This is a genomic window from Prevotella pectinovora (assembly GCF_041323955.1).
In the GTDB taxonomy this organism is placed as follows: Bacteria; Bacteroidota; Bacteroidia; order Bacteroidales; family Bacteroidaceae; genus Prevotella; species Prevotella pectinovora.
In genome coordinates, this window is sequence record NZ_JBGLIV010000001.1 from 2,718,517 (window position 1) to 2,739,008 (window position 20,492).

Consider the following 20,492-nt stretch of genomic DNA (forward strand, 5'->3'; position numbering starts at 1 on the left):
TAATTTTCTATTTTTTTATCAAAAAACCTATACCCACATGTATGTTGACACGCTCCTGACACAAGAAAAAAGGGTGACGTTATTGCGAATAAGGATTATTCTTATTACTTTTGTTCTAAATTTGCATATTATCATGAACGTAAACATTGAACAGTCGTGGAAGGACCATCTCGGCGAGGAATTCGAAAAGCAGTATTTCGTCGACCTCACAGAGTTCGTGCGCTCTGAATACCTGCGCACCACGTGTTATCCTCCCGGTAAACTCATCTTCAATGCCTTCAACCTGTGTCCGTTTGACAAGGTGAAGGTGGTAATCATCGGACAGGACCCGTATCATGAACCGGGACAGGCACACGGACTGAGCTTCTCTGTGGCTGACGGGGTGGCTTTCCCGCCATCGCTGCAGAACATATTCAAGGAGATACAGATGGACACGGGGGCTCCGATACCGTCGTCGGGAAATCTGACCCGCTGGGCTGAACAGGGTGTGCTGCTGCTCAACGCCACACTGACGGTGAGGGCACACCAGGCGGCGAGCCATCAGCGCAAGGGATGGGAGCAGTTCACCGATGCGGCGATAAAGGCTCTCAGCGCAGAGCGAGAGAATCTGGTGTTCATCCTCTGGGGAGGATATGCCAGGAGCAAGGCTCCGCTCATCGACACGTCGCGCCACCTGATATTGCAGTCGGTACACCCCTCGCCTCTGTCTGCCAACCGTGGCGGATGGTTCGGCAACCACCATTTCTCGCGCTGCAACGAATATCTCAGAAACCACGGCATCGAGGAAATAAAATGGTAAGCGGCATCAACTCGTCTACTTGTTAACTTGTCAACTCGTTAACTTGTCAACTAAAAAATACTACAATGGCAAATGATTCATCAATAAACGGCTCCAATGGAGCTTACATACCTATTCTGCAGGTGGGCGACGTGCTGATATCGTCGGACATCATAACGGAGCGCTTCTGCTGCGACCTCGACGCATGCCACGGCATCTGCTGTGTGGAGGGCGATGCCGGAGCACCGGTGACCATCGACGAGATTTCTAAAATCGAAGACTCGCTCGACACCGTGTGGAACGACCTTTCGGCATCGGCACAGGCAGTAATCGACAAACAGGGAGTGGCGTATGCCGACCGCGACGGCGACCTCGTGACGAGCATCGTGGGGGGAAAGGACTGTGTCTTTACGTGCTACGACAACGGATGCTGCCTGTGTGCGCTGGAGAAGGCGTGGCGGGACGGCAGACTGAAGGATTTCTGCAAGCCTATCAGCTGTGCCCTGTATCCTATCAGGGAGAAGACGTTCGACAATGGTCTCGTAGGACTGAACTACAACCGATGGGAGGTATGTCGCGATGCCGTGAAGAAGGGCAGGGAGATTGACCTGCCGGTATACAAATTCCTGCGCGGACCGCTCGTGCAGCGATTCGGCGAAGAGTGGTATAAGGAACTGGAAGAGGTGGCAGAGGCGTTCTGCGGAAAGAAATAGCCTGACGGCGACTATCCCAACCCGTTAGTTCGCTGCCGCCACATATCATCATACGCGAAAGCAGCACTATCCTGACATACGGATAGCTGGAACTAACAGGCTGAAAAAGCAGGTGTACAAATACGGCAGAAATACGACAAAGAGATATGTCGGTATTACACTATGACGAATCTGTTACTGAATTGCGATTTCTGCAAAAAAAAGATATTCTGCCATTTACAAAGATTTCAGAAACTTGTCGAACTCTTCGCTGGTACAGTCTTTCCCCAACAAACGCCTTTGGAGCTTGGATTTTGCCTTGGAGATTGTGCTCCGCCCTCTGCCAAGAAGGACAGCTATCCTTGAATCTGACAAATCGCTTACTTTTATCAAAAGGCACATCAGAAAATCCTGCGCACTCATTGTGCATATAGAAAAAAGACTTAGTTTGAAAGACGGGAACAGCATATATCAATTAAAGTTGTTTGAACAATACTTACCACTGTATTTTACAGTGCAAAGATAATTACGAAAAAAGGGAACAACTGAATTTCGTTGTTGAATTTTTGTTGAATTCTTATAATGCTCTGTAACCCAACATATTACAATAATAAAATCGGGGCCGCTGCCAACTTTGAGCAACGACCCCGATATAGAAAGCTATGATTATTATGCTGTTTTTAGTCAGCCAACTTAGCCTTGATGAACTCACGGTTCAAGCGGGCGATGTTTGAGATAGACTCGTGCTTAGGACACTCGGCCTCGCAAGCACGGGTGTTGGTACAGTTACCGAAGCCCAGCTCTTCCATCTTCATAACCATCGCCTTGGCACGCTTGGCAGCCTCCGGACGGCCCTGTGGAAGGAGAGCGAACTGGCTCACCTTAGAGCTTACGAAGAGCATGGCAGAACCGTTCTTACATGCTGCCACACACGCACCGCAACCGATACATGTGGCGCAGTCCATTGCCTCGTCGGCAGCCTCCTTTGAGATGAGGATGGCATTTGCGTCCTGAGCCTGGCCTGTGCGAACGCTGACATAACCGCCAGCCTGCATAATCTTGTCGAAAGCGCCACGGTCTACCATACAGTCCTTGATGATAGGGAAAGCGGCAGAACGCCATGGCTCAACAGTGATAACGTCGCCGTCCTTGAACTTACGCATATAGAGCTGGCAAGTGGTGGCTCCTGTGTTTGGTCCGTGTGGATGACCGTTGATATAGAGTGAGCACATACCGCAGATACCCTCGCGGCAGTCGTGGTCGAAAACGAAAGGCTCCTGGCCTTCCTCGATGAGCTGCTCATTGAGAATATCGAGCATCTCGAGGAACGAGGTGTCGGTAGGAATGTCCTTCATCTCACGTGTGTCAAAGTGTCCCTCTGCCTGAGGACCATTCTGACGCCAGAATTTCAGTGTGAATGATATATTATTTTCCATTGTTGTTGTTGTTTTATCGATGACGAGAAGACGATAAGAATAAGGAGAGTATATTTCCTTGTCTGCCCGTCTACTCGTTTACTCGTCTACTGTATTAATTCTTATAGTTACGTGTCTGAACCTTGATAGCCTCGTAGTGGAGAGGTTCCTTGATGAGCTCAGGAGCTGTCTCGTCGTCGTTCTGATACTCCCAGCATCCAACGTAGAAGAAGTTCTCGTCGTCGCGCTTAGCCTCACCTTCCTCGGTCTGATACTCCTCACGGAAGTGACCTCCGCAAGACTCGTTACGAGAGAGAGCGTCGTAAGCCACGAGCTCGCCCATCAGCAAGAAGTCACGCAGGTGGATAGCCTTGTCGAGCTCCACGTTGAGACCATCCTTGCTTCCTGGGATGAAGAGATTGGTGTTGAACTCCTTGCGCAGCTTCTTGATAAGCTCCAGGCCCTCTTTCAGTCCCTCTGCTGTACGTCCCATTCCGACGTGCTCCCACATGATGTGTCCGAGCTCCTTGTGCAGAGAGTCAACAGAGCGCTTGCCCTGGATTCCCATCAAGCGGTCGATTTCAGCCTGTACGCCCTTCTCAGCCTCTGCAAACTCAGGCAGGTCGGTAGAGAGACGAGGCCAGATGGCCTGGTCGGCGAGATAGTTCTGGATGGTGTATGGCAATACGAAGTATCCGTCGGCAAGACCCTGCATGAGGGCAGAAGCACCGAGACGGTTTGCTCCGTGGTCAGAGAAGTTACACTCACCGATAGCGAACAGACCTGTTATTGATGTCATCAGCTCGTAGTCAACCCAGATACCACCCATTGTGTAGTGGATGGCAGGATAGATCATCATCGGGTTGTAATACTTCACGCCGTTTATCTCGTTTGCCAGCTCTCCTGGATTAACGTCGGTAATCTCCTCATACATGTCGAAGAGGTTGCCATAGCGCTGACGAACCACGTCGATGCCGAGGCGCTCGATACTCTCTGAGAAGTCGAGGAATACGGCAAGTCCGGTGTTGTTCACTCCGTAACCCTTGTCGCAACGCTCCTTTGCTGCACGAGAGGCAACGTCACGAGGCACGAGGTTACCGAATGCCGGATAGCGGCGCTCCAGATAGTAGTCGCGGTCTTCCTCCGGAATGTCAGAACCCTTCTTTGTTCCAGCCTGCAGAGCCTTGGCGTCTTCAATCTTCTTAGGCACCCAGATACGTCCGTCGTTACGCAGAGACTCCGACATAAGAGTCAGCTTAGACTGCTTGTCGCCGTGTACAGGGATACATGTAGGGTGAATCTGCACGTATGACGGGTTAGCGAAGTAAGCACCCTTGCGGTAGCACTGTACGGCTGCCGTACAGTTACATCCCATGGCGTTTGTAGAGAGGAAGTAAGCGTTTCCGTATCCACCGGTAGCGATAACCACAGCGTTTGCAGAGAAGCGCTCCAGTTTGCCGGTAATGAGGTTCTTGGCGATGATACCACGGGCACGTCCGTCGATGATCACCACGTCCTCCATCTCATAACGGGTGTAGAGCTTCACACGGCCTGCGTGAACCTGTGCGCTCAATGAAGAATAAGCTCCGAGCAGCAGCTGCTGACCTGTCTGTCCCTTTGCATAGAATGTACGAGACACCTGTGCTCCACCGAAAGAACGGTTGGCGAGCATACCGCCGTACTCACGTGCGAAAGGCACACCCTGAGCCACACACTGGTCGATGATGTTGTTAGACACCTCAGCAAGACGGTAAACGTTTGCCTCGCGGGCACGGTAGTCACCACCCTTCACGGTGTCGTAGAACAGACGGTATACCGAGTCACCGTCGTTCTGATAGTTCTTTGCTGCATTGATACCACCCTGTGCCGCGATAGAGTGAGCGCGGCGTGGAGAGTCCTGTATGCAGAAGTTTAAAACGTTGAAGCCCATCTCTCCGAGGCTTGCCGCTGCGCTGGCACCAGCCAGACCAGTACCAACTACGATAATGTCGAGCTTCAGCTTGTTCTTTGGGTTCACCAGGCGCTGGTGAGCTTTATAGTTAGTCCATTTTTCGGCCACTGGGCCTTCTGGAATTCTTGAATCTATTGTCTTAGCCATAATTATGTATTACTAAATTATGAATTAATAATGTTATTAGCAGCAGCCGCAAAGTCCTTTAGCAGCGAACCACAGCACTACAACGAGGAAGCCGAGGCAGAGGAGCGTAGAATACGCGATACCGATGACCTTCCAGCGGCAGTACCAAACCTTTCCGTTCCATCCGAAAGTCTGCATAGCGCTCCAGAATCCGTGTGTGAGGTGGAACCAGAGAGCCACGAGCCATACGATGTAGAGCACTACATACACCGGACAAGAGAATGTGTCTACGATGTAGGCATAACCGTCGGCAGGATGGTGAGCCACTGCGATGCCTGTCAACTCGGCAAACATCATGTTGTACCAGAAGTTGAAGAGGTGGAGCAGCAGTCCGAGGATGATGATGATACCAAGCACGAGCATGTTCTGAGATGCCCACTCCACGCCCTGAGGACGGGTAGTCACGGCATAGCGCTCATTACCGCGGGCCTTTCTGTTCTGCATCGTGAGCCAGAAGGCATAGACGATGTGAAGCACAGCCAGGGCAGCAAGGCCGGCTGTAGCTACAAGAGCATACCAGTTGGCACCGAGGAACTCGCAGATCATGTTGTAGGCATCCCCCGAGAAGAGGGCTACGATGTTCATTGACATGTGGAACGTCAAGAACAGGATAAGCGCAACACCTGTTACAGACATCACGACTTTCCTTCCAATAGATGAATTACATAACCACATAAATTGAATGAAATTTAAGTATTAAAAGTTTGAATTAATTGATATTCTGCCATAATACTGCACACCCCGCCCGCCGACAGACAGAGCATACGATTTAAACCCACAATACTTTATAATAGGTATTGCAGACCGTTAACTCGACTGCAAATATACTCCAAATTAGCGATAAATCAAAGCAATCGTGTAAAAATTCAATTTTAATGCTTAAATTTGCGCCTGTTTGAGTGAAGCCAATCTCACGACACCATGCAATTATAAAAGTCGGCTTTGCAAATAGGCTATAAACAGACCGTTTGCTCACCGGCAGGTCAAGTAAACAAAAATATATGAATTTCAAATACGACGTTTTAGTGATCGGCGGAGGACACGCCGGATGTGAGGCTGCCGTGGCGGCGGCAAACATCGGGGCGAAGACATGCCTTGTCACCATGGACATGAACAAGATTGCGCAGATGAGCTGCAACCCGGCTGTGGGAGGAATAGCGAAAGGACAGATAGTGAGGGAAATCGATGCCCTCGGCGGAGAGATGGGCCGCGTGACCGACGCCACGGCGATACAGTTCCGCATGCTGAACCGCTCCAAAGGACCGGCGGTATGGAGCCCTCGTGCACAATGCGACAGGGAGAAATACATCTGGCAATGGAGGACGGTGCTCGACGCCACTCCCAACCTGGACATCTGGCAGGACCAGGCTTCAGAACTCATCGTGGAGAACGGAAGGGCTGTAGGCATAAAGACGGTTTGGGGAGTGGAGCTGAGGGCGGGCAGCGTGGTGATCACGGCAGGCACGTTTCTCAACGGACTGATGCACATCGGCCGCCACAAACTGCCGGGAGGACGAATAGCGGAACCGGCTGTGGTGGGATTCACGGAGAGCATCACAAGCCACGGCATACGGTCGGCAAGGATGAAGACGGGCACCCCGGTCAGGATAGACCGCCGCTCGGTGCATTTCGAAGACATGGAGATACAGGAGGGGGAAATGGATTTCCACCAGTTCAGCTTCATGGGAAACCACAGGGTGCTGAAACAGCTGCCCTGCTGGACCTGCTACACCAACAAGGAGGCTCACGCCGCGCTGTTGAAGGGACTGCCGGACTCACCGCTCTACAACGGACAGATACAGAGCATCGGACCGCGCTACTGCCCTTCGGTGGAAACCAAGCTGATGACTTTTCCCGACAAGGAGCAGCATCCGCTGTTTCTGGAACCTGAAGGGGAATCGACAAACGAGATGTATCTGAACGGATTCTCGTCGAGCATGCCGATGGAGGTGCAGCTGGAAGCGCTGAAGAAGATTCCGGCACTGAGGGATGTGAAGATATACCGTCCGGGATACGCCATAGAATATGACTTCTTCGACCCCACACAACTTGAGCACACTCTGGAATCAAAGGTGATAGAAGGTTTGTACTTCGCCGGACAGGTGAACGGCACCACGGGATATGAGGAGGCTGCCGGACAGGGAATGATTGCCGGAGTGAACGCTGCGCTGAAGAGCAGCGGCGGCGGTGAGTTCATACTGCATCGCGACAAGGCTTACATCGGAGTGCTGATAGACGACCTCGTGACGAAGGGGGTTGACGAACCGTACCGTATGTTCACGAGCCGTGCCGAATACAGAATACTCCTCCGACAGGATGACGCCGACGCCAGACTAACGGAGAAGGCTTATAATATCGGATTGGCAAAGAAGGACCGCTACGACTGGTGGATGCAGAAAAAGGAATATATCGACAGAATCATCGAATTCTGCAAAAACGCTCCGGTAAAACCGAGAGAGGTGAACGCCTTCCTTGAAAGCATCGGCACTACTCCACTGAGGGAGGGATGCAAAATCTTCGACCTCATCGCCAGACCGCAGATCAACATGGCGAACCTATCGGAGATTTCTTCCCAACTGAAAGAGCTGCTCGACGCTGCTCCTAACCGCAAGGAGGAGATTACAGAGGCTGCCGAGATAAAGATGAAATACAAGGGATACATCGAAAGGGAGAAGATTATAGCCGACAAGATGCACCGTCTGGAGGACATCAAGATAAGGGGCAGATTCAAATACTCCGAGATGCTGCAGCTCTCCACCGAGGCTCGCCAGAAACTGGAAAAGATAAACCCTGAAACTCTCGCACAGGCAAGCAGAATACCGGGCGTTTCACCGAGCGACATCAACGTTATGCTCGTGTTGCTCGGAAGATAAGAGCGGATGGAACGGATTAATGTTTCACGTGAAACAAATTTCGATAAACGGTTTGAAAACTAACAAGTTATGGAAAATGGCGAAAGTGTTTTCATCATCCGTTTTCACCGTGGAACAACAACTGAAACCGAACGAAAGCAACGGCAAAAGATATCATCAGAGAAAAAGAAAACAATAAAAGAATAAACAAATAAAACCGCAAGAAATGAACAACGAGAAACTTTTAGAGAACCTGAGATGCATACCGGATTTTCCTCAGAAGGGTGTCAACTTTAGAGACGTCACTACCCTATTCAAGGATCCGGAATGTCTGAAGATAATGGTTGACGAGCTTTATGAGCTGTATAAGGACAAGGGTATCACGAAAATCGTAGGAATAGAAAGCCGCGGATTTGTGCTTTCATCGGCTCTCGCCCTGAAGCTGAACGCCGGAGTGGTGTTGTGTCGCAAACCGGGAAAGCTCCCTGCCGAGACTATCCAGGAGAGCTACAGCAAGGAATATGGCAAGGACACCATAGAGATACACAAGGACGCTATCACCGAAGACGACGTGGTGTTGCTTCACGACGACCTCCTCGCCACTGGCGGCACGATGCGTGCGGCATACAACCTGGTGAAGAAGTTCAATCCGAAGAACATCTACGTGAATTTCATCATCGAACTGGTTCACGAGAATCTCAACGGCAGGGCTAACTTTGAGGAAGGAACGGATATCACATCTCTTCTGAAGGTATAACCCCATCGGCACAAAGAAAACGGGAGAACCGCAATATATCGCAACAGACGCCCTGCAAGGCGAAAAGCAGAAGACAACGACGCTTTTCTCTTGCAGGGCGTTTTTTGTACCATTTCAGATGTCGGGATAATCTTTCTATCTATAGTATGGCGCCTATATATACTTTTTAAAAATCACCGAAAAAGTATCAAAGTATCATTTTTGCCGTTAATTTCCCATTTATACATTTAGCACACAGCATTTTAGACGAATGATACTTTTCTGAGAAGCTTACAATAAAGTATCACAGAAGTATCATTGAAGTATCACAAACAGCAATAAAACGGCATATAATGCGACGGGAACAGAAACAAACACCACCTATTTCGTCGGGACTAAGCATATCTCAATGGAAAACCAACGTTGGTTTTATCTTTTAGGGTAGTGAATGGTTTCTTTTGGGTAGCAAACATATTCTTTTTGGGGTAGTAACCATGTTTCTTTGAGATAGCAACCACGTATCTTTTAGTTAGTAAACCAGTATCTTTTAGGTAGTAAGCCCGTACCTTTTAGGCCGAAAACAATACATTTTTGGGCATAAATCCCACCAAGAACGTGCCCATTGGGTAATGAATACCGAACGCTGATTCCCACAATGGCTCAAGGCGAACTAGAGAACAAAGCGGAGAACAAACAGCCAGAAGAGGAAGTGCTACAGCACTTGCAAATTCTGCTAAATCCAAAACAAAATCCAAATATCACTGACGAAATATTATCAAAAAATGGATCCGTGAAAGACCGATCCGTGTAAAGTCTGTGCTATCCGCTTTCATTTTTGATTTGTGTCCCTGCCGCAGGCTGGGGACACCACACCTTACCACGGTATAACAATATCAGTGAGCATATAGCGCCCATCTGCCTACGGCGATGGGCACAGGTCTAAAATAAAACACGGATAGCACAGATTTTACACGGATTAGTCATCACGGATTATTTTAGACCTGTTTTCTTTGGATTTTATAAGGATTTCCGTGGATTTGCGAGTGCTTATGGCACTCCCTTTTTCTGAAAGGCATCAGTAAAGGCTGTAGTTGCCCGTCCTATGACATCAGCCCCCACCTATCCTCCCCCGTTGGGGAGGGACAGATACCATTGACTGTCTGGATACCATTAACCGTCTGAATACCATTAACCGTCTGAATACCATTAACCGTCTGGATATGATAGACTGCCTGATTGACTATGATTTATCAATGACCAGAGTAACCGGCATCTCCCCTTCGGGGGAGAACGAGAGGGGGCTAATGTTCATTGGCAGAGTAACTTGTTCCTTCCCTTGGGGAAGGTTAGGATGGGTTTGAGAACGAGAGGGGGCTGATGTTCATTGGCAGAGTAACTTGTTCCTTCCCCTGGGGAAGGTTAGGATGGGTTTGAGAACGAGAGGGGGCTGATGCTCATTGGCAGATGTAACTTGTTCCTTCCCTTGGGGAAGGTTAGGATGGGTTTGAGAACGAGAGGGGGCTGATGCTCATTGGCAGAGTAACTTGTTCCTTCCCTTGGGGAAGGTTAGGATGGGTTTGAGAACGAGAGGGGGCTGATGCTCATTGGCAGAAGTGAACACCCGATAACAATTGTGCATCGCAAAGCATATCGAAAATAGGAAGTGACCCAGCACTTGCAAATCCTGCTCAATCCAAACCAAAATCCAAGAATCATTAGCTAAATAACATCAAAAAAAGATCCGTGAAAGACCAATCCGTGTAAAGTCCGTGCTATCCGTGTTTTTTTTGATTTGTGTCCCTGCCGCAGGCCAGGGGCACAAAGACAACACGGAATAACAATATCAGTGATAAGCCCCATCCACCACCCATCAGCATCCACACATCCTCACAGATAAATTTCCCTCAAACTCTTGTAAGAACCAAACGAGATGCTTATCTTTGTATGGCTGCACGAGACAACAGAGAGGCCCGCAGACGGAACACAGGAGCCATACAGCAGACAACACAAATCTGCACTCCAAAAACTGCGGAAGCCATACGGCAGACAAGAGGCGCACAAGGCGCATCGACAAACAAGAATAAAGAAGGGATATTAAAGTTTCACGTGAAACATTATCATCCAAAAGTTCTATGAAACAAGAAGTTAGAGAAAATGACAAAAGAAGAAAATGAAAAGCGGTTGGAGCATCTGAGGGGCATAGTCAGCAATCTGCCTGGCAAGCCCGGCAGCTACCAATACTTCGACAAGGAGGGCACCATAATCTATGTGGGCAAGGCAAAGAACCTGAAGAACCGTGTGTCGTCATACTTCCATAAGGAGGTGGACAGATACAAGACGAAGGTGCTCGTGAGCAAGATCTGGGACATCACATACACAGTGGTGAACACGGAGGAAGACGCTCTGCTTCTTGAAAACAATCTGATAAAGAAATACCAACCCAAATACAACATTCTGCTCAAGGACGGCAAGACCTACCCTTCTATCGTTATCACGAAGGAGTATTATCCGAGGATATTCAAGACAAGAGTGATAAACAAGAAATTCGGCACCTATTACGGTCCGTTCAGCCACATCGGTACGATGTATGCGCTGCTTGATATAATAAAGAAGGTGTATAAGCCCCGCACCTGCCGACTGCCGCTCACGGAGGAGGGCATAAGACAGAAGAGATATTCTCCCTGCCTGGACTACCACATAAAGAACTGCTCCGGGGCGTGTATAGGCAAACAGACGCACGAGGAATATATGAAGAACATCGAGCAGGCACGCGAAATACTGAAAGGAAACACGCGCGAGGTGCAGAAAATACTCTTTGAGGAGATGCAGAAGCTTGCCGAAGAACTGCGTTTCGAAGAGGCGGAAGAGATAAAGAGGAAGTATATATTGCTCGATAATTTCTGCTCCAAGAGTGAGGTGGTGAGCCATACCATCAACGATGTGGACGTGTTTACTGTGACCGACGACGAGAATATCGCCTTCGTGAACTATATCCATGTGACTAACGGCAACATAAACCAGGCGTTCACCTTTGAATTCAAGAAAAAACTGCATGAGAACGAGGACGAGATCCTACCTGTCGCCATCATGCAGATAAGGGAGAAACTGGGCAGCAAGTCGAGGGAAATCATCGTGGCACACGACATCGAACTGCCTCTCGACGGCATCACGCTGACCATTCCGCAGAGGGGCGACAAGAAGAAACTGCTGGAACTCTCTGAAATGAACGGCAAACAATACCGTTTCGACCGTCTGAAACAGGCTGAAAAACTAAACCCTGAGCAGAAGGCGGTGAGACTGATGAAGGAGATTCAGGAGGCGCTGAAACTGCCCAAGATGCCGTATCAGATAGAGTGTTTCGACAACTCCAACATCAGCGGAACAGATGCCGTGGCAGCGTGTGTGGTGTTCAAGAAGATGAAACCAAGCAAGAAAGACTACCGCAAATATAATATAAAGACCGTGGTGGGACCCGACGACTATGCCTCTATGAAGGAGGTGGTGAGAAGGCGCTATTCACGACTCATGGAGGAGGAACAGCCACTGCCCGACCTCATTATAACCGACGGTGGAAAGGGACAGATGGAGGTGGTGAGAGAGGTGATAGAAGACGAGCTGCATATCGACATACCTATCGCCGGACTGGCTAAAGACGACCGCCACCGCACCAACGAACTGCTGTATGGATTTCCTCCGAAGGTGATTGGAATGAAGACGGACAGCGAACTGTTCCGGCTGCTGACCCACATCCAGGACGAGGTGCACCGCTTTGCCATCACTTTCCACCGCGACAAGCGGTCTAAACACGCCCTGCATTCGGAACTTGACGACATCAAAGGCATCGGACCAAAGACAAAAGAGACACTACTGAAGGCTTTCAAGACGGTGAAGAAGATGCGTGAAAGCGATGTGGAGAGCCTGGCAGAGGTGGTTGGCAGACAGAAAGCGGAATTGTTAAGAGAATATTTCGACAGTAAAAAGCAGTAATTTATAGGGGAATATTTTGCGGTAATTCAATAAAAAGGTAACTTTGTAGACAGAATAAGAACATAAAAAGATGAAAGTTGTCATACAGCGCGTGGGCCACGCATCGGTAACGATAAACGGCACAGTGAAATCAAGCATCGGAAAGGGTTTTCTGATACTCCTCGGAATAGGCTGCGAGGACACCCAGGAAGACATAGACTGGCTGGTGAAGAAGGTAGTTAACCTGCGCGTGTTCGACGATGAGAACGGCGTGATGAACCGTTCTATCCTCGATGACGGCGGCGATATAATAGTGGTGAGCCAGTTCACTCTGATGGCATCCACAAAGAAAGGCAACCGCCCTTCGTGGATTCATGCCGCTCCACACGAACTCTCGGTGCCGCTATACGAGAAGTTCTGCAGCGATCTCAGCACAGCACTCGGAAAGTCCGTCGGCACGGGCGAATTCGGTGCCGACATGAAGGTGGAACTGCTCAACGACGGACCGGTGACCATCTGTATAGACACAAAGCACAAGGAATAGCAGCAAAAAGAAACCATAATAAGATTAATGGGAAAAGAACAAACAGAAATAAAAGGAATGGAAAAGAAGAAGCTGAAAACGCTTCCTCTGGCGCTTTTCATCATGTTTGGAGCAATCAGCATGGCAGACAAGCTGTGGCTGCAGAACGAATACGTGAGACTGGCAGCATGGACGTGTCTCTGCGGATGCATAAACGCCGACTTCTTCCTGTCGGAAAACAAAACGGCAAAAGCAATAACATTGGTCCTGAGCATAGCGTGCGACGCTATACAGATATGGGACATATACCAAATCATTACAGCATGACGATAAAAGAGGCACAAGAGACCGTAGACAAATGGATAAAGACGTATGGAGTGCGCTATTTCTCGGAGCTCACGAATATGGCTTGTCTCACTGAGGAGGTGGGCGAACTGGCTCGCGTGATGGCACGCACCTACGGCGACCAAAGCTTCAAGAAGGGAGAAAAACCAAACCTGGGCGAAGAGATGGCAGACGTGTTGTGGGTGCTCATCTGCCTTGCCAACCAGACGGGCGTGGACCTGACGGAGGAGCTGCAGAAGAGTCTGGAAAAAAAGACGCAGAGAGACCACGACAGACACCGCAACAACCCCAAGCTGAAGTCGGCTTCTACCCCACCCGACAACGGACAGGAAACGGATAAGGAATAAGAAAACAGAATAGGAAACAGAATAAAAACAACTTTATTATGATGACAGAAAAAGAAACACCAAAGGCGGAGAGCACCCTGAAAGCAGCTACACCAAAGGCGAGCAAATATGAAGAGGCTCTGAGCAAGTATAATACAAACCTCGACGACAACGAGGTGCGCGAGGCTGTGAAGAAGATCATCACGGAGAAAGTGCATGAAAACGACAACTTGGACGTGAAGAGATTCCTCATGGGAAGCATCGAACTGACAACCCTGAAGACCACTGACTCTGAGGAGAGCGTACTGGCTTTCACAGAGAAGGTGAACGAGTTTGACGAGGCGTTCGGCGACCTGCCACACGTAGCCACAATCTGCGTATATCCTTGCTTTGCAAAGGTGGTGAGCGAGACTCTCGAAGTGGATGGCGTTGAGGTGGCTTGCGTATCGGGCAGCTTCCCGTCATCACAGGCTCTCATAGAAGTGAAGGTGGCTGAAACTGCACTCGCCGTGAAGGATGGAGCTACGGAAATCGACATCGTAATGCCGGTGGGCAAGTTCCTCAGCGGCGACTACGAGGGCGTTGCCGACGATATCAGCGAGATGAAGTGTGCATGTGGCGACAAGCCGATGAAGGTGATTCTGGAAACGGGCTGCCTGAAGACCGCCTCTAACATCAAGAAGGCTTCAATCCTCGCCATGTATGCCGGCGGAGACTATATCAAGACATCCACAGGCAAACTGGAGCCTGCTGCCACACCTGAGGCTGCCTACGTGATGTGTCAGGCTATCAAGGAGTATTACGACGAGACTGGCATCCAGATCGGTTTCAAGCCGGCAGGAGGCATCAACAGCGTGATGGACGCCCTCATATATTACACCATCGTGAAGGAGGTGTTGGGCGAGAAATGGCTTACAAACAAGTGGTTCCGCCTCGGTACCAGCCGCCTCGCCAACATGCTGCTCAGCGAAATCGAAGGACAACAGATAAAGTTCTTTTAAACCACAATCGGTCATTAAGACTAAAACAGACAGGTAGACTGGGAAGCGAACGGTTTCCTTGTCTACTTGTCCACAATAAATATCCACATTTTAAACCACAAGATTATGAAAATTGTACTCTTTTCATCTGCCATGATGGCGTTAGGCACCATCACAGCAAGTGCACAGATGCCAAAGCTGAATGCTGGCATCATGTCGAAAATCAAGTCTGCTATGGCTAAAGTTATCAAGAAAGAGTCAACCATCGTGGGTAATGTAGCCACAACGGGCATGGATCTGAAGACCACAAAACCCTGCAAGACCACAAGCTACGACTATGTAAACGGAGCGTGGCAATGGGACGACACCACACAGACAGAATACAACAGCAAGGGATATGTCACGGCAACGGTGACAGAAGACGGTGACGGCAAAATCAGAACCGAAAACACCTACGACGACAAACTGGATGGCTTCGTGACCAAGGTGACGGAATATACATGGGATGCCGCTACCAGCACATGGACAAACCCAACGGTTGTGATGTCGGTAGAACTGACTCGCGACGAAAAGGGACACGTGACAAAAGAGACTATATACTCCCTGGATAAAGACACGAAAACATTGGTGAATGAGGGGGAATACAACTTCGTATATGACTCCAAGACAGGCGAACTCTACTCTCTATCCACCGTGATAGAAGAGAAGGACGAAGAGTCTGGAGAGGTAACATCGGTGCCATTGTTGATAAGTGTACAGAAATGGTATAAATACAATCCCAACAAGATTTTCGACTTAGGAATAAGCGACCTCGAAGGAGACATGTTAGGCGATACAGAGAACATGATAGAGAAAGGTACTATCAGCATAACTGTCATGAACATTCCTATAATAGGAACTATCAGGGGCGAATATACAGATAATAAAAGCACCATCACCGTTAAACTCAATGGTATCCTGAACGTCACGATGTCAAACGAAAAGCTCGATGACTATGGCAGCAACAGGACAGATATGACCATCTCCAGCGGTACATACAACACAATGGTGGAGACCATCACGGAGACCAACAACGAGCATGGCGACTGCATAAAGGTAGTGAGCGAACAAGCAAGTACCACTGGCGCAAAAGCTGCCGGCATCGGAGATATCGATACGGATATGGATGGCAACTACACCTTGACCATGGACTACGAATATCTGGAGACTACAAGCAAACCGGCATACGACTTCATGACCGGCAACAACGGTTTCATCAAGAAGAGCATGGTGGTGAACAGACTTGACGCACAGACGAATACTTTCTCACCTATACAGAAAGTGACATACGACGAGTATGTTGACTATGTATCAGGCGCTACCGGCATCGACAAGGTGACAGGAAATGCCTCTGAGAACCAAAACAAGACGTTCTATAGGCTCGACGGCACTAAGGTGGGCAACCAACTGAACAGCGGCGAGAAAGGCGTTTATATCGTAAAAGAAGGCGGCAGGACCTATAAAGTGGCAAAATAAAATGATTGCCATACAATAGAATAGCATAATGCTACGATATATAAGGCGCATCTGGAATCGGTCCGGATGCGCCTTTTATATTTGTTTTAAACCAAATCAGTAATTGGGGGTTGCGTGATATTGATTTCTTAGGAGAGTGTAAATTACTTCTCCCTGCGTATCACATAATCGAGATAAGCCACAAGACTCTTTCTTAGAACCTCAGAACGGACATGGGTATCAATGAAACGGATTGCTTCGGCATGGAAGTTCCACATCTGTTTCTCGGCATAGTCGATACCACCGTTTCGTTTGGCGAAATCCACAAGCAGAGCTATCTCATCAGCAGTCGCCGTGCGTTGCTTTACCTTATAGGCGAGTGCAGTCATCGCATCGTCGCATACGGTGTTGAGGGCATAGATTACGGGCAAGGTCAACTTACCCTCCGCCATATCGTTGCCCGTAGGCTTACCGATATCCGAAGAGTCGTAATAGTCGAAAATATCATCACGTATCTGGAATATAATACCGAGATCTTGTCCGAATTTCTTCGCACTTTCTATCTCCTGTTCACTGGCTCCTGCCGACAATGCTCCGATGGCGCAGCATGCCTCGAAGAGAGCTGCCGTCTTCTGCTTAATCACCTGATAATAAACATCTTCGGATATCTTCTCGTTGGCGATATTAGAGAGCTGGAGTATCTCTCCACTTGCCAGCGTGCGACCCAGTTCGGCGAGGTATTTCACAATCTGCGTGTTCTTGGTGTATGCCACATGCAGCAATGCCGTGGACAGCAGATAGTCGCCAACGAGTACTGCCACCTTGTTGTCGTATTCGGCATTCACCGAAGCCTGCCCCCTACGCTCGCTGCTCTCGTCCACCACATCGTCGTGAACGAGACTGGCGGTATGGAGCAGTTCAAGACCTACGGCGGCATTCTGTGTGACATCGGTCACATCGCCGAAATTGCGTGCCATCAGCAGGATGAGCATCGGACGCATGCGCTTGCCGGTGCGCTGACGGATATATGCAAGGGCTTGCGACAATAGTCCGTCGGTATGCGACAACGAGCTATTGAACAGGTTGTTGAAATCATCAAGGTCGCCCTCTATCGGCTGCTTTATTAGTGATAAATAGTCCATTACGTGAAATTTGATACAAAATTACATTTTTTATCCGATTAATCAGAAAAAATAAGTAATTTTACACGATATTCTTGATGAATGGAAAAAAAACAGTGTCTCTTTAGGTCCTGAGGGCTGATTACAGGGCACAACCGGCGGTGTGGCAGTATAAGAAACAGGTAACACCGCCTACATAGCAACAACTAAGAAAAAGAACTGAAAGAATGGACAAACTTTTCCTTCTCGACGCATACGCGCTGATATACCGGTCATACTATGCGTTCATAAAAAATCCCAGGATAAACTCCAAGGGCATGAACACGTCAGCAATAATGGGCTTCTGCAACACCCTACACGAGGTGATGACAAAGGAGAAGCCCACACACCTCGGTGTGGCGTTCGACCCACACGGACCTACGTTCCGCAACGAGGCTTACAAACAGTATAAGGCTCAGCGCGAAGAGACTCCGGAAGACATCAGGGCTGCCGTGCCTATCATTAAGGACATTCTCGGAGCTATGCACATTCCGGTGCTCGAAGTGGCTGGCTATGAGGCTGATGACGTGATAGGAACTCTCGCCAAGAAAGCCGGAGAGATGGGACTCGACACATATATGCTCACACCAGACAAGGACTATGGACAGCTCGTGGGAGGAAACGTGAAGATGTTCAGACCAAGACACGGAGGCGGATATGAAACTCTCGACGAAGAGGGAGTGAAGGAAAAGTATGGCATCGACTCTCCGCTGCAGGTAATCGACCTGCTCGGACTGATGGGCGACTCTGCCGATAATATACCGGGATGTCCGGGAGTGGGAGAAAAGACGGCAGTGAAACTCATCAACCAGTTTGGCGGTATCACTGCCCTACTCCAACGAACCGACGAACTCAAAGGCGCTCTGAAAAAGAAGGTGGAGGAAAACAAAGAACAAATTGAGTTCTCAAAATTCCTTGCCACAATAAAAACCGATGTCCCCATCGAACTCAATCTCGACGAACTGAAGGTGAAGGAGCCGGACGAAGAAAGAATAGTAGAAATCTTCAATGATTTGGAGTTTAAAACCTTTATCCAGCGATTCCTTAACAAACCTAAACCACAGCAAAAAAGTGTTTCAAATCAGCTCAATCTCTTTGCCGATTTTCCAGACGATGGGAAGGAAATGATAAAAAACGGCGCTTCTCAGAGCCTGAAAACAGCGGCTCACAAATACGAACTCGTTGATAAAGAGGAGGATATAAAGAAACTGTATGACTTTTTAATTACAAACGGTTTTGTTAGTTTTGACACAGAAACGACTTCTACCAACGCTATAGATGCAGAATTGGTAGGATTGAGCTTCAGCGTGAAGGAAAAAGAGGCGTATTATGTTCCGGTGTCAAGCAATCGTGAAGAAGCAGAAAAAATAGTTAATATATTTAAACCTCTCTACGAAAGCGAAGAAATTCTCAAAATCGGACAAAACATGAAATACGACATCGAGGTGCTCGCCAACTATGGTGTGGAGGTGAGAGGCAAGATGTTTGACACCATGATTGCCCACTATCTCATCCAACCGGAAACGAGACACAACATGGACGACATGGCGGAGACGTATCTCGACTACAAGACGATTCGCATAGAGGAACTTATCGGTCCGAAAGGAAAAGGTCAGAAGAGCATGCGCGATCTGCAGCCAAGCGAGGTGTATGAATATGCCGCCGAGGATGCGGACATCACATTGCAGCTGAAGAACAAGCTGGAACCGGAACTGAAGAAGCGCGGCGCCTACGATCTGTTCTGCAACATAGAGATGCCGCTGATGCCGGTGCTCGCCGAAATGGAGATGAACGGAGTGCGCATCGATACGCAATCGCTGAAGGAAACATCCAGGACTCTCACTGAGCGCATGCACGAGATAGAACAGCGAATCCATGAGTTGGCTGGAATGGAATTCAACATCGCATCACCGAAACAGGTGGGCGAGGTGCTGTTTGAAAAGATGAAAATCGTGGAGAAGGCGAAGAAGACAAAAACAGGACAGTATGTCACCAACGAGGAGGTGCTGCAGTCGCTGAAAGGCAAGCACGAGATTGTGGCTGACATCCTGGAACACAGAGGGTTGAAGAAACTCCTCGGCACGTATGTGGATGCTCTGCCGAAGCTTATCAATCCACGAACGGGGAGGATTCACACATCGTTCAACCAGACCGTGACTGCCACGGGACGCCTGTCGTCGAGCGATCCCAACCTGCAGAATATTCCTGTGAGGGGCGAGGACGGAAAGGAGATAAGAAAGGCTTTCGTACCGGAACCGGGCTGCGAATTCTTCTCTGCCGACTACAGTCAGATAGAGCTGAGAGTGATGGCTCACTTGAGCGGCGACGAGAACATGATAGAAGCGTTCCGCGAGGGACACGACATCCACGCTGCCACGGCGGCGAAGATATACAAAGAAACCATCGACGAGGTGAGCAGAGACCAACGCACAAAGGCAAAGCGTGCCAACTTCGGCATCATCTACGGCATTACGGTGTTCGGTCTGGCGGAACGACTGGAGATAAGCCGCGACGAGGCAAAGAAGCTGATAGAAGGATACTTCGAGAACTTCCCGAAGGTGAAGGAGTATATGGACAAGAGCATCCAGATGGCACGCACCAACGGATATGCCGAGACGCTGTTCCACAGACGGAGATACCTTGCCGACATCAATTCACACAATGCCACGGTGAGGGGTTTCGCCGAGCGAAATGCCATCAACGCTCCTATCCAAGGCACTGCAGCCGATATTATAAAGGTGGCTATGATAAATGTATACCGCCGCTTCAGAAAGGAGGGCATCAAATCGAAGATGATTCTGCAGGTACACGACGAATTGAATTTTTCCGTTCTTCCCGAAGAGAAGGAGAAGGTGGAGAAAATCGTATTGGAGGAGATGCAGAACGCACTGAAGATGCAGGTGCCGCTGGTGGCTGACTCTGGATGGGGGAAGAACTGGCTGGAGGCACATTAAGACTGACACCTGACACCTGACACCCACCCTAACCCTCCCAAAGGGAGGGGACTGGAAGCTGAAAAAAAACAAAGACCCACCCTAGCCCTCCCTAAGGGAGGGAACTGGGGACTGGGTTTATTGTAAACAACTAT

The 20,492-nt window shown here is 49.1% G+C and carries 15 protein-coding genes; 11 read left to right on the top strand and 4 right to left on the bottom strand.

Annotated elements, in window-relative coordinates; translation table 11 throughout:
* Nucleotides 1-133 precede the first annotated feature (133 nt).
* Together ACDC99_RS10585 and ACDC99_RS10590 are read left to right on the top strand one after the other, a co-directional pair.
* On the top strand, nt 134-799 hold the full coding sequence (locus tag ACDC99_RS10585) for a uracil-DNA glycosylase (RefSeq protein WP_042518107.1): 666 nt from the start codon (nt 134-136) through the stop codon (nt 797-799).
* A 65-nt stretch (nt 800-864) separates the two neighbouring features.
* Nucleotides 865-1,491, top strand: a complete 627-nt coding sequence (locus tag ACDC99_RS10590) for a DUF3109 family protein (protein WP_370756717.1) — start codon at nt 865-867, stop codon at nt 1,489-1,491.
* Between the two features lie 659 nt (nt 1,492-2,150).
* Here the strand turns inward: ACDC99_RS10590 and ACDC99_RS10595 are convergent.
* The 3 genes from ACDC99_RS10595 to ACDC99_RS10605 form a co-directional block, all read right to left on the bottom strand.
* On the bottom strand, nt 2,151-2,906 hold the full coding sequence (locus ACDC99_RS10595) for a succinate dehydrogenase/fumarate reductase iron-sulfur subunit (protein ID WP_022317193.1): 756 nt from the start codon (nt 2,904-2,906) through the stop codon (nt 2,151-2,153).
* A gap of 94 nt (nt 2,907-3,000) precedes the next feature.
* Entirely contained in the window at nt 3,001-4,983 is a 1,983-nt protein-coding gene (locus ACDC99_RS10600; RefSeq protein WP_022317194.1) for a fumarate reductase/succinate dehydrogenase flavoprotein subunit, read from the bottom strand.
* A gap of 36 nt (nt 4,984-5,019) precedes the next feature.
* The gene (locus ACDC99_RS10605) at nt 5,020-5,697 is read right to left on the bottom strand and encodes a fumarate reductase cytochrome b subunit (RefSeq protein WP_022317195.1); all 678 of its coding nucleotides are present in this window, start codon (nt 5,695-5,697) and stop codon (nt 5,020-5,022) included.
* 326 nt (nt 5,698-6,023) lie between these two features.
* Here ACDC99_RS10605 and mnmG point away from each other — a divergent pair, with 326 nt between their 5' ends.
* From mnmG to ACDC99_RS10645, 8 genes are all read left to right on the top strand, one after another.
* Nucleotides 6,024-7,895, top strand: coding sequence for a tRNA uridine-5-carboxymethylaminomethyl(34) synthesis enzyme MnmG (gene mnmG, locus ACDC99_RS10610; RefSeq protein WP_370756718.1), 1,872 nt, complete (start codon nt 6,024-6,026; stop codon nt 7,893-7,895).
* Between the two features lie 205 nt (nt 7,896-8,100).
* Entirely contained in the window at nt 8,101-8,631 is a 531-nt protein-coding gene (locus tag ACDC99_RS10615) for an adenine phosphoribosyltransferase (protein WP_042518100.1), read from the top strand.
* 2,133 nt (nt 8,632-10,764) lie between these two features.
* Nucleotides 10,765-12,597: an excinuclease ABC subunit UvrC gene (uvrC, locus tag ACDC99_RS10620; RefSeq protein WP_370756719.1), complete on the top strand. Its 1,833-nt coding sequence runs from the start codon at nt 10,765-10,767 to the stop codon at nt 12,595-12,597.
* Nucleotides 12,598-12,667: 70 nt separating this feature from the next.
* Nucleotides 12,668-13,120 (top strand): D-aminoacyl-tRNA deacylase, encoded by a 453-nt coding sequence (gene dtd, locus ACDC99_RS10625; protein ID WP_370756720.1) that lies wholly within the window; start codon nt 12,668-12,670, stop codon nt 13,118-13,120.
* Between the two features lie 57 nt (nt 13,121-13,177).
* Nucleotides 13,178-13,426 carry a hypothetical protein gene (locus ACDC99_RS10630; RefSeq protein WP_370756721.1) on the top strand — a complete coding sequence of 83 codons (249 nt, stop codon included), beginning with the start codon at nt 13,178-13,180 and terminating at the stop codon, nt 13,424-13,426.
* Nucleotides 13,423-13,791: a nucleotide pyrophosphohydrolase gene (locus tag ACDC99_RS10635; RefSeq protein WP_022316886.1), complete on the top strand. Its 369-nt coding sequence runs from the start codon at nt 13,423-13,425 to the stop codon at nt 13,789-13,791. The genes ACDC99_RS10630 and ACDC99_RS10635 overlap by 4 nt, the downstream gene beginning before the upstream one ends.
* A 41-nt stretch (nt 13,792-13,832) precedes the next feature.
* The gene (gene deoC, locus ACDC99_RS10640) at nt 13,833-14,771 is read left to right on the top strand and encodes a deoxyribose-phosphate aldolase (protein ID WP_042518125.1); all 939 of its coding nucleotides are present in this window, start codon (nt 13,833-13,835) and stop codon (nt 14,769-14,771) included.
* 105 nt (nt 14,772-14,876) lie between these two features.
* Entirely contained in the window at nt 14,877-16,265 is a 1,389-nt protein-coding gene (locus ACDC99_RS10645) for a hypothetical protein (RefSeq protein ID WP_370756722.1), read from the top strand.
* Nucleotides 16,266-16,408: 143 nt separating this feature from the next.
* Here the strand turns inward: ACDC99_RS10645 and ACDC99_RS10650 are convergent, their stop codons facing one another.
* Nucleotides 16,409-17,386, bottom strand: a complete 978-nt coding sequence (locus tag ACDC99_RS10650; protein ID WP_044065683.1) for a polyprenyl synthetase family protein — start codon at nt 17,384-17,386, stop codon at nt 16,409-16,411.
* A gap of 206 nt (nt 17,387-17,592) precedes the next feature.
* Between ACDC99_RS10650 and polA the strand changes: the two genes are divergently transcribed.
* Nucleotides 17,593-20,358 (top strand): DNA polymerase I, encoded by a 2,766-nt coding sequence (polA, locus tag ACDC99_RS10655; RefSeq protein ID WP_370756723.1) that lies wholly within the window; start codon nt 17,593-17,595, stop codon nt 20,356-20,358.
* Nucleotides 20,359-20,492: the final 134 nt, after the last annotated feature.

Coding starts and splice junctions, on each gene's coding strand:
- ACDC99_RS10645 (WP_370756722.1), top strand. CDS start 14,877: ATGAAAATTGTACTCTTTTCATCTGCCATGATGGCGTTAGGCACCATC.
- deoC (WP_042518125.1), top strand. CDS start 13,833: ATGACAGAAAAAGAAACACCAAAGGCGGAGAGCACCCTGAAAGCAGCT.
- dtd (WP_370756720.1), top strand. CDS start 12,668: ATGAAAGTTGTCATACAGCGCGTGGGCCACGCATCGGTAACGATAAAC.
- mnmG (WP_370756718.1), top strand. CDS start 6,024: ATGAATTTCAAATACGACGTTTTAGTGATCGGCGGAGGACACGCCGGA.
- ACDC99_RS10630 (WP_370756721.1), top strand. CDS start 13,178: ATGGAAAAGAAGAAGCTGAAAACGCTTCCTCTGGCGCTTTTCATCATG.
- polA (WP_370756723.1), top strand. CDS start 17,593: ATGGACAAACTTTTCCTTCTCGACGCATACGCGCTGATATACCGGTCA.
- ACDC99_RS10605 (WP_022317195.1), bottom strand. CDS start 5,697: ATGTGGTTATGTAATTCATCTATTGGAAGGAAAGTCGTGATGTCTGTA.
- ACDC99_RS10650 (WP_044065683.1), bottom strand. CDS start 17,386: ATGGACTATTTATCACTAATAAAGCAGCCGATAGAGGGCGACCTTGAT.
- uvrC (WP_370756719.1), top strand. CDS start 10,765: ATGACAAAAGAAGAAAATGAAAAGCGGTTGGAGCATCTGAGGGGCATA.
- ACDC99_RS10615 (WP_042518100.1), top strand. CDS start 8,101: ATGAACAACGAGAAACTTTTAGAGAACCTGAGATGCATACCGGATTTT.
- ACDC99_RS10600 (WP_022317194.1), bottom strand. CDS start 4,983: ATGGCTAAGACAATAGATTCAAGAATTCCAGAAGGCCCAGTGGCCGAA.
- ACDC99_RS10595 (WP_022317193.1), bottom strand. CDS start 2,906: ATGGAAAATAATATATCATTCACACTGAAATTCTGGCGTCAGAATGGT.
- ACDC99_RS10590 (WP_370756717.1), top strand. CDS start 865: ATGGCAAATGATTCATCAATAAACGGCTCCAATGGAGCTTACATACCT.
- ACDC99_RS10585 (WP_042518107.1), top strand. CDS start 134: ATGAACGTAAACATTGAACAGTCGTGGAAGGACCATCTCGGCGAGGAA.
- ACDC99_RS10635 (WP_022316886.1), top strand. CDS start 13,423: ATGACGATAAAAGAGGCACAAGAGACCGTAGACAAATGGATAAAGACG.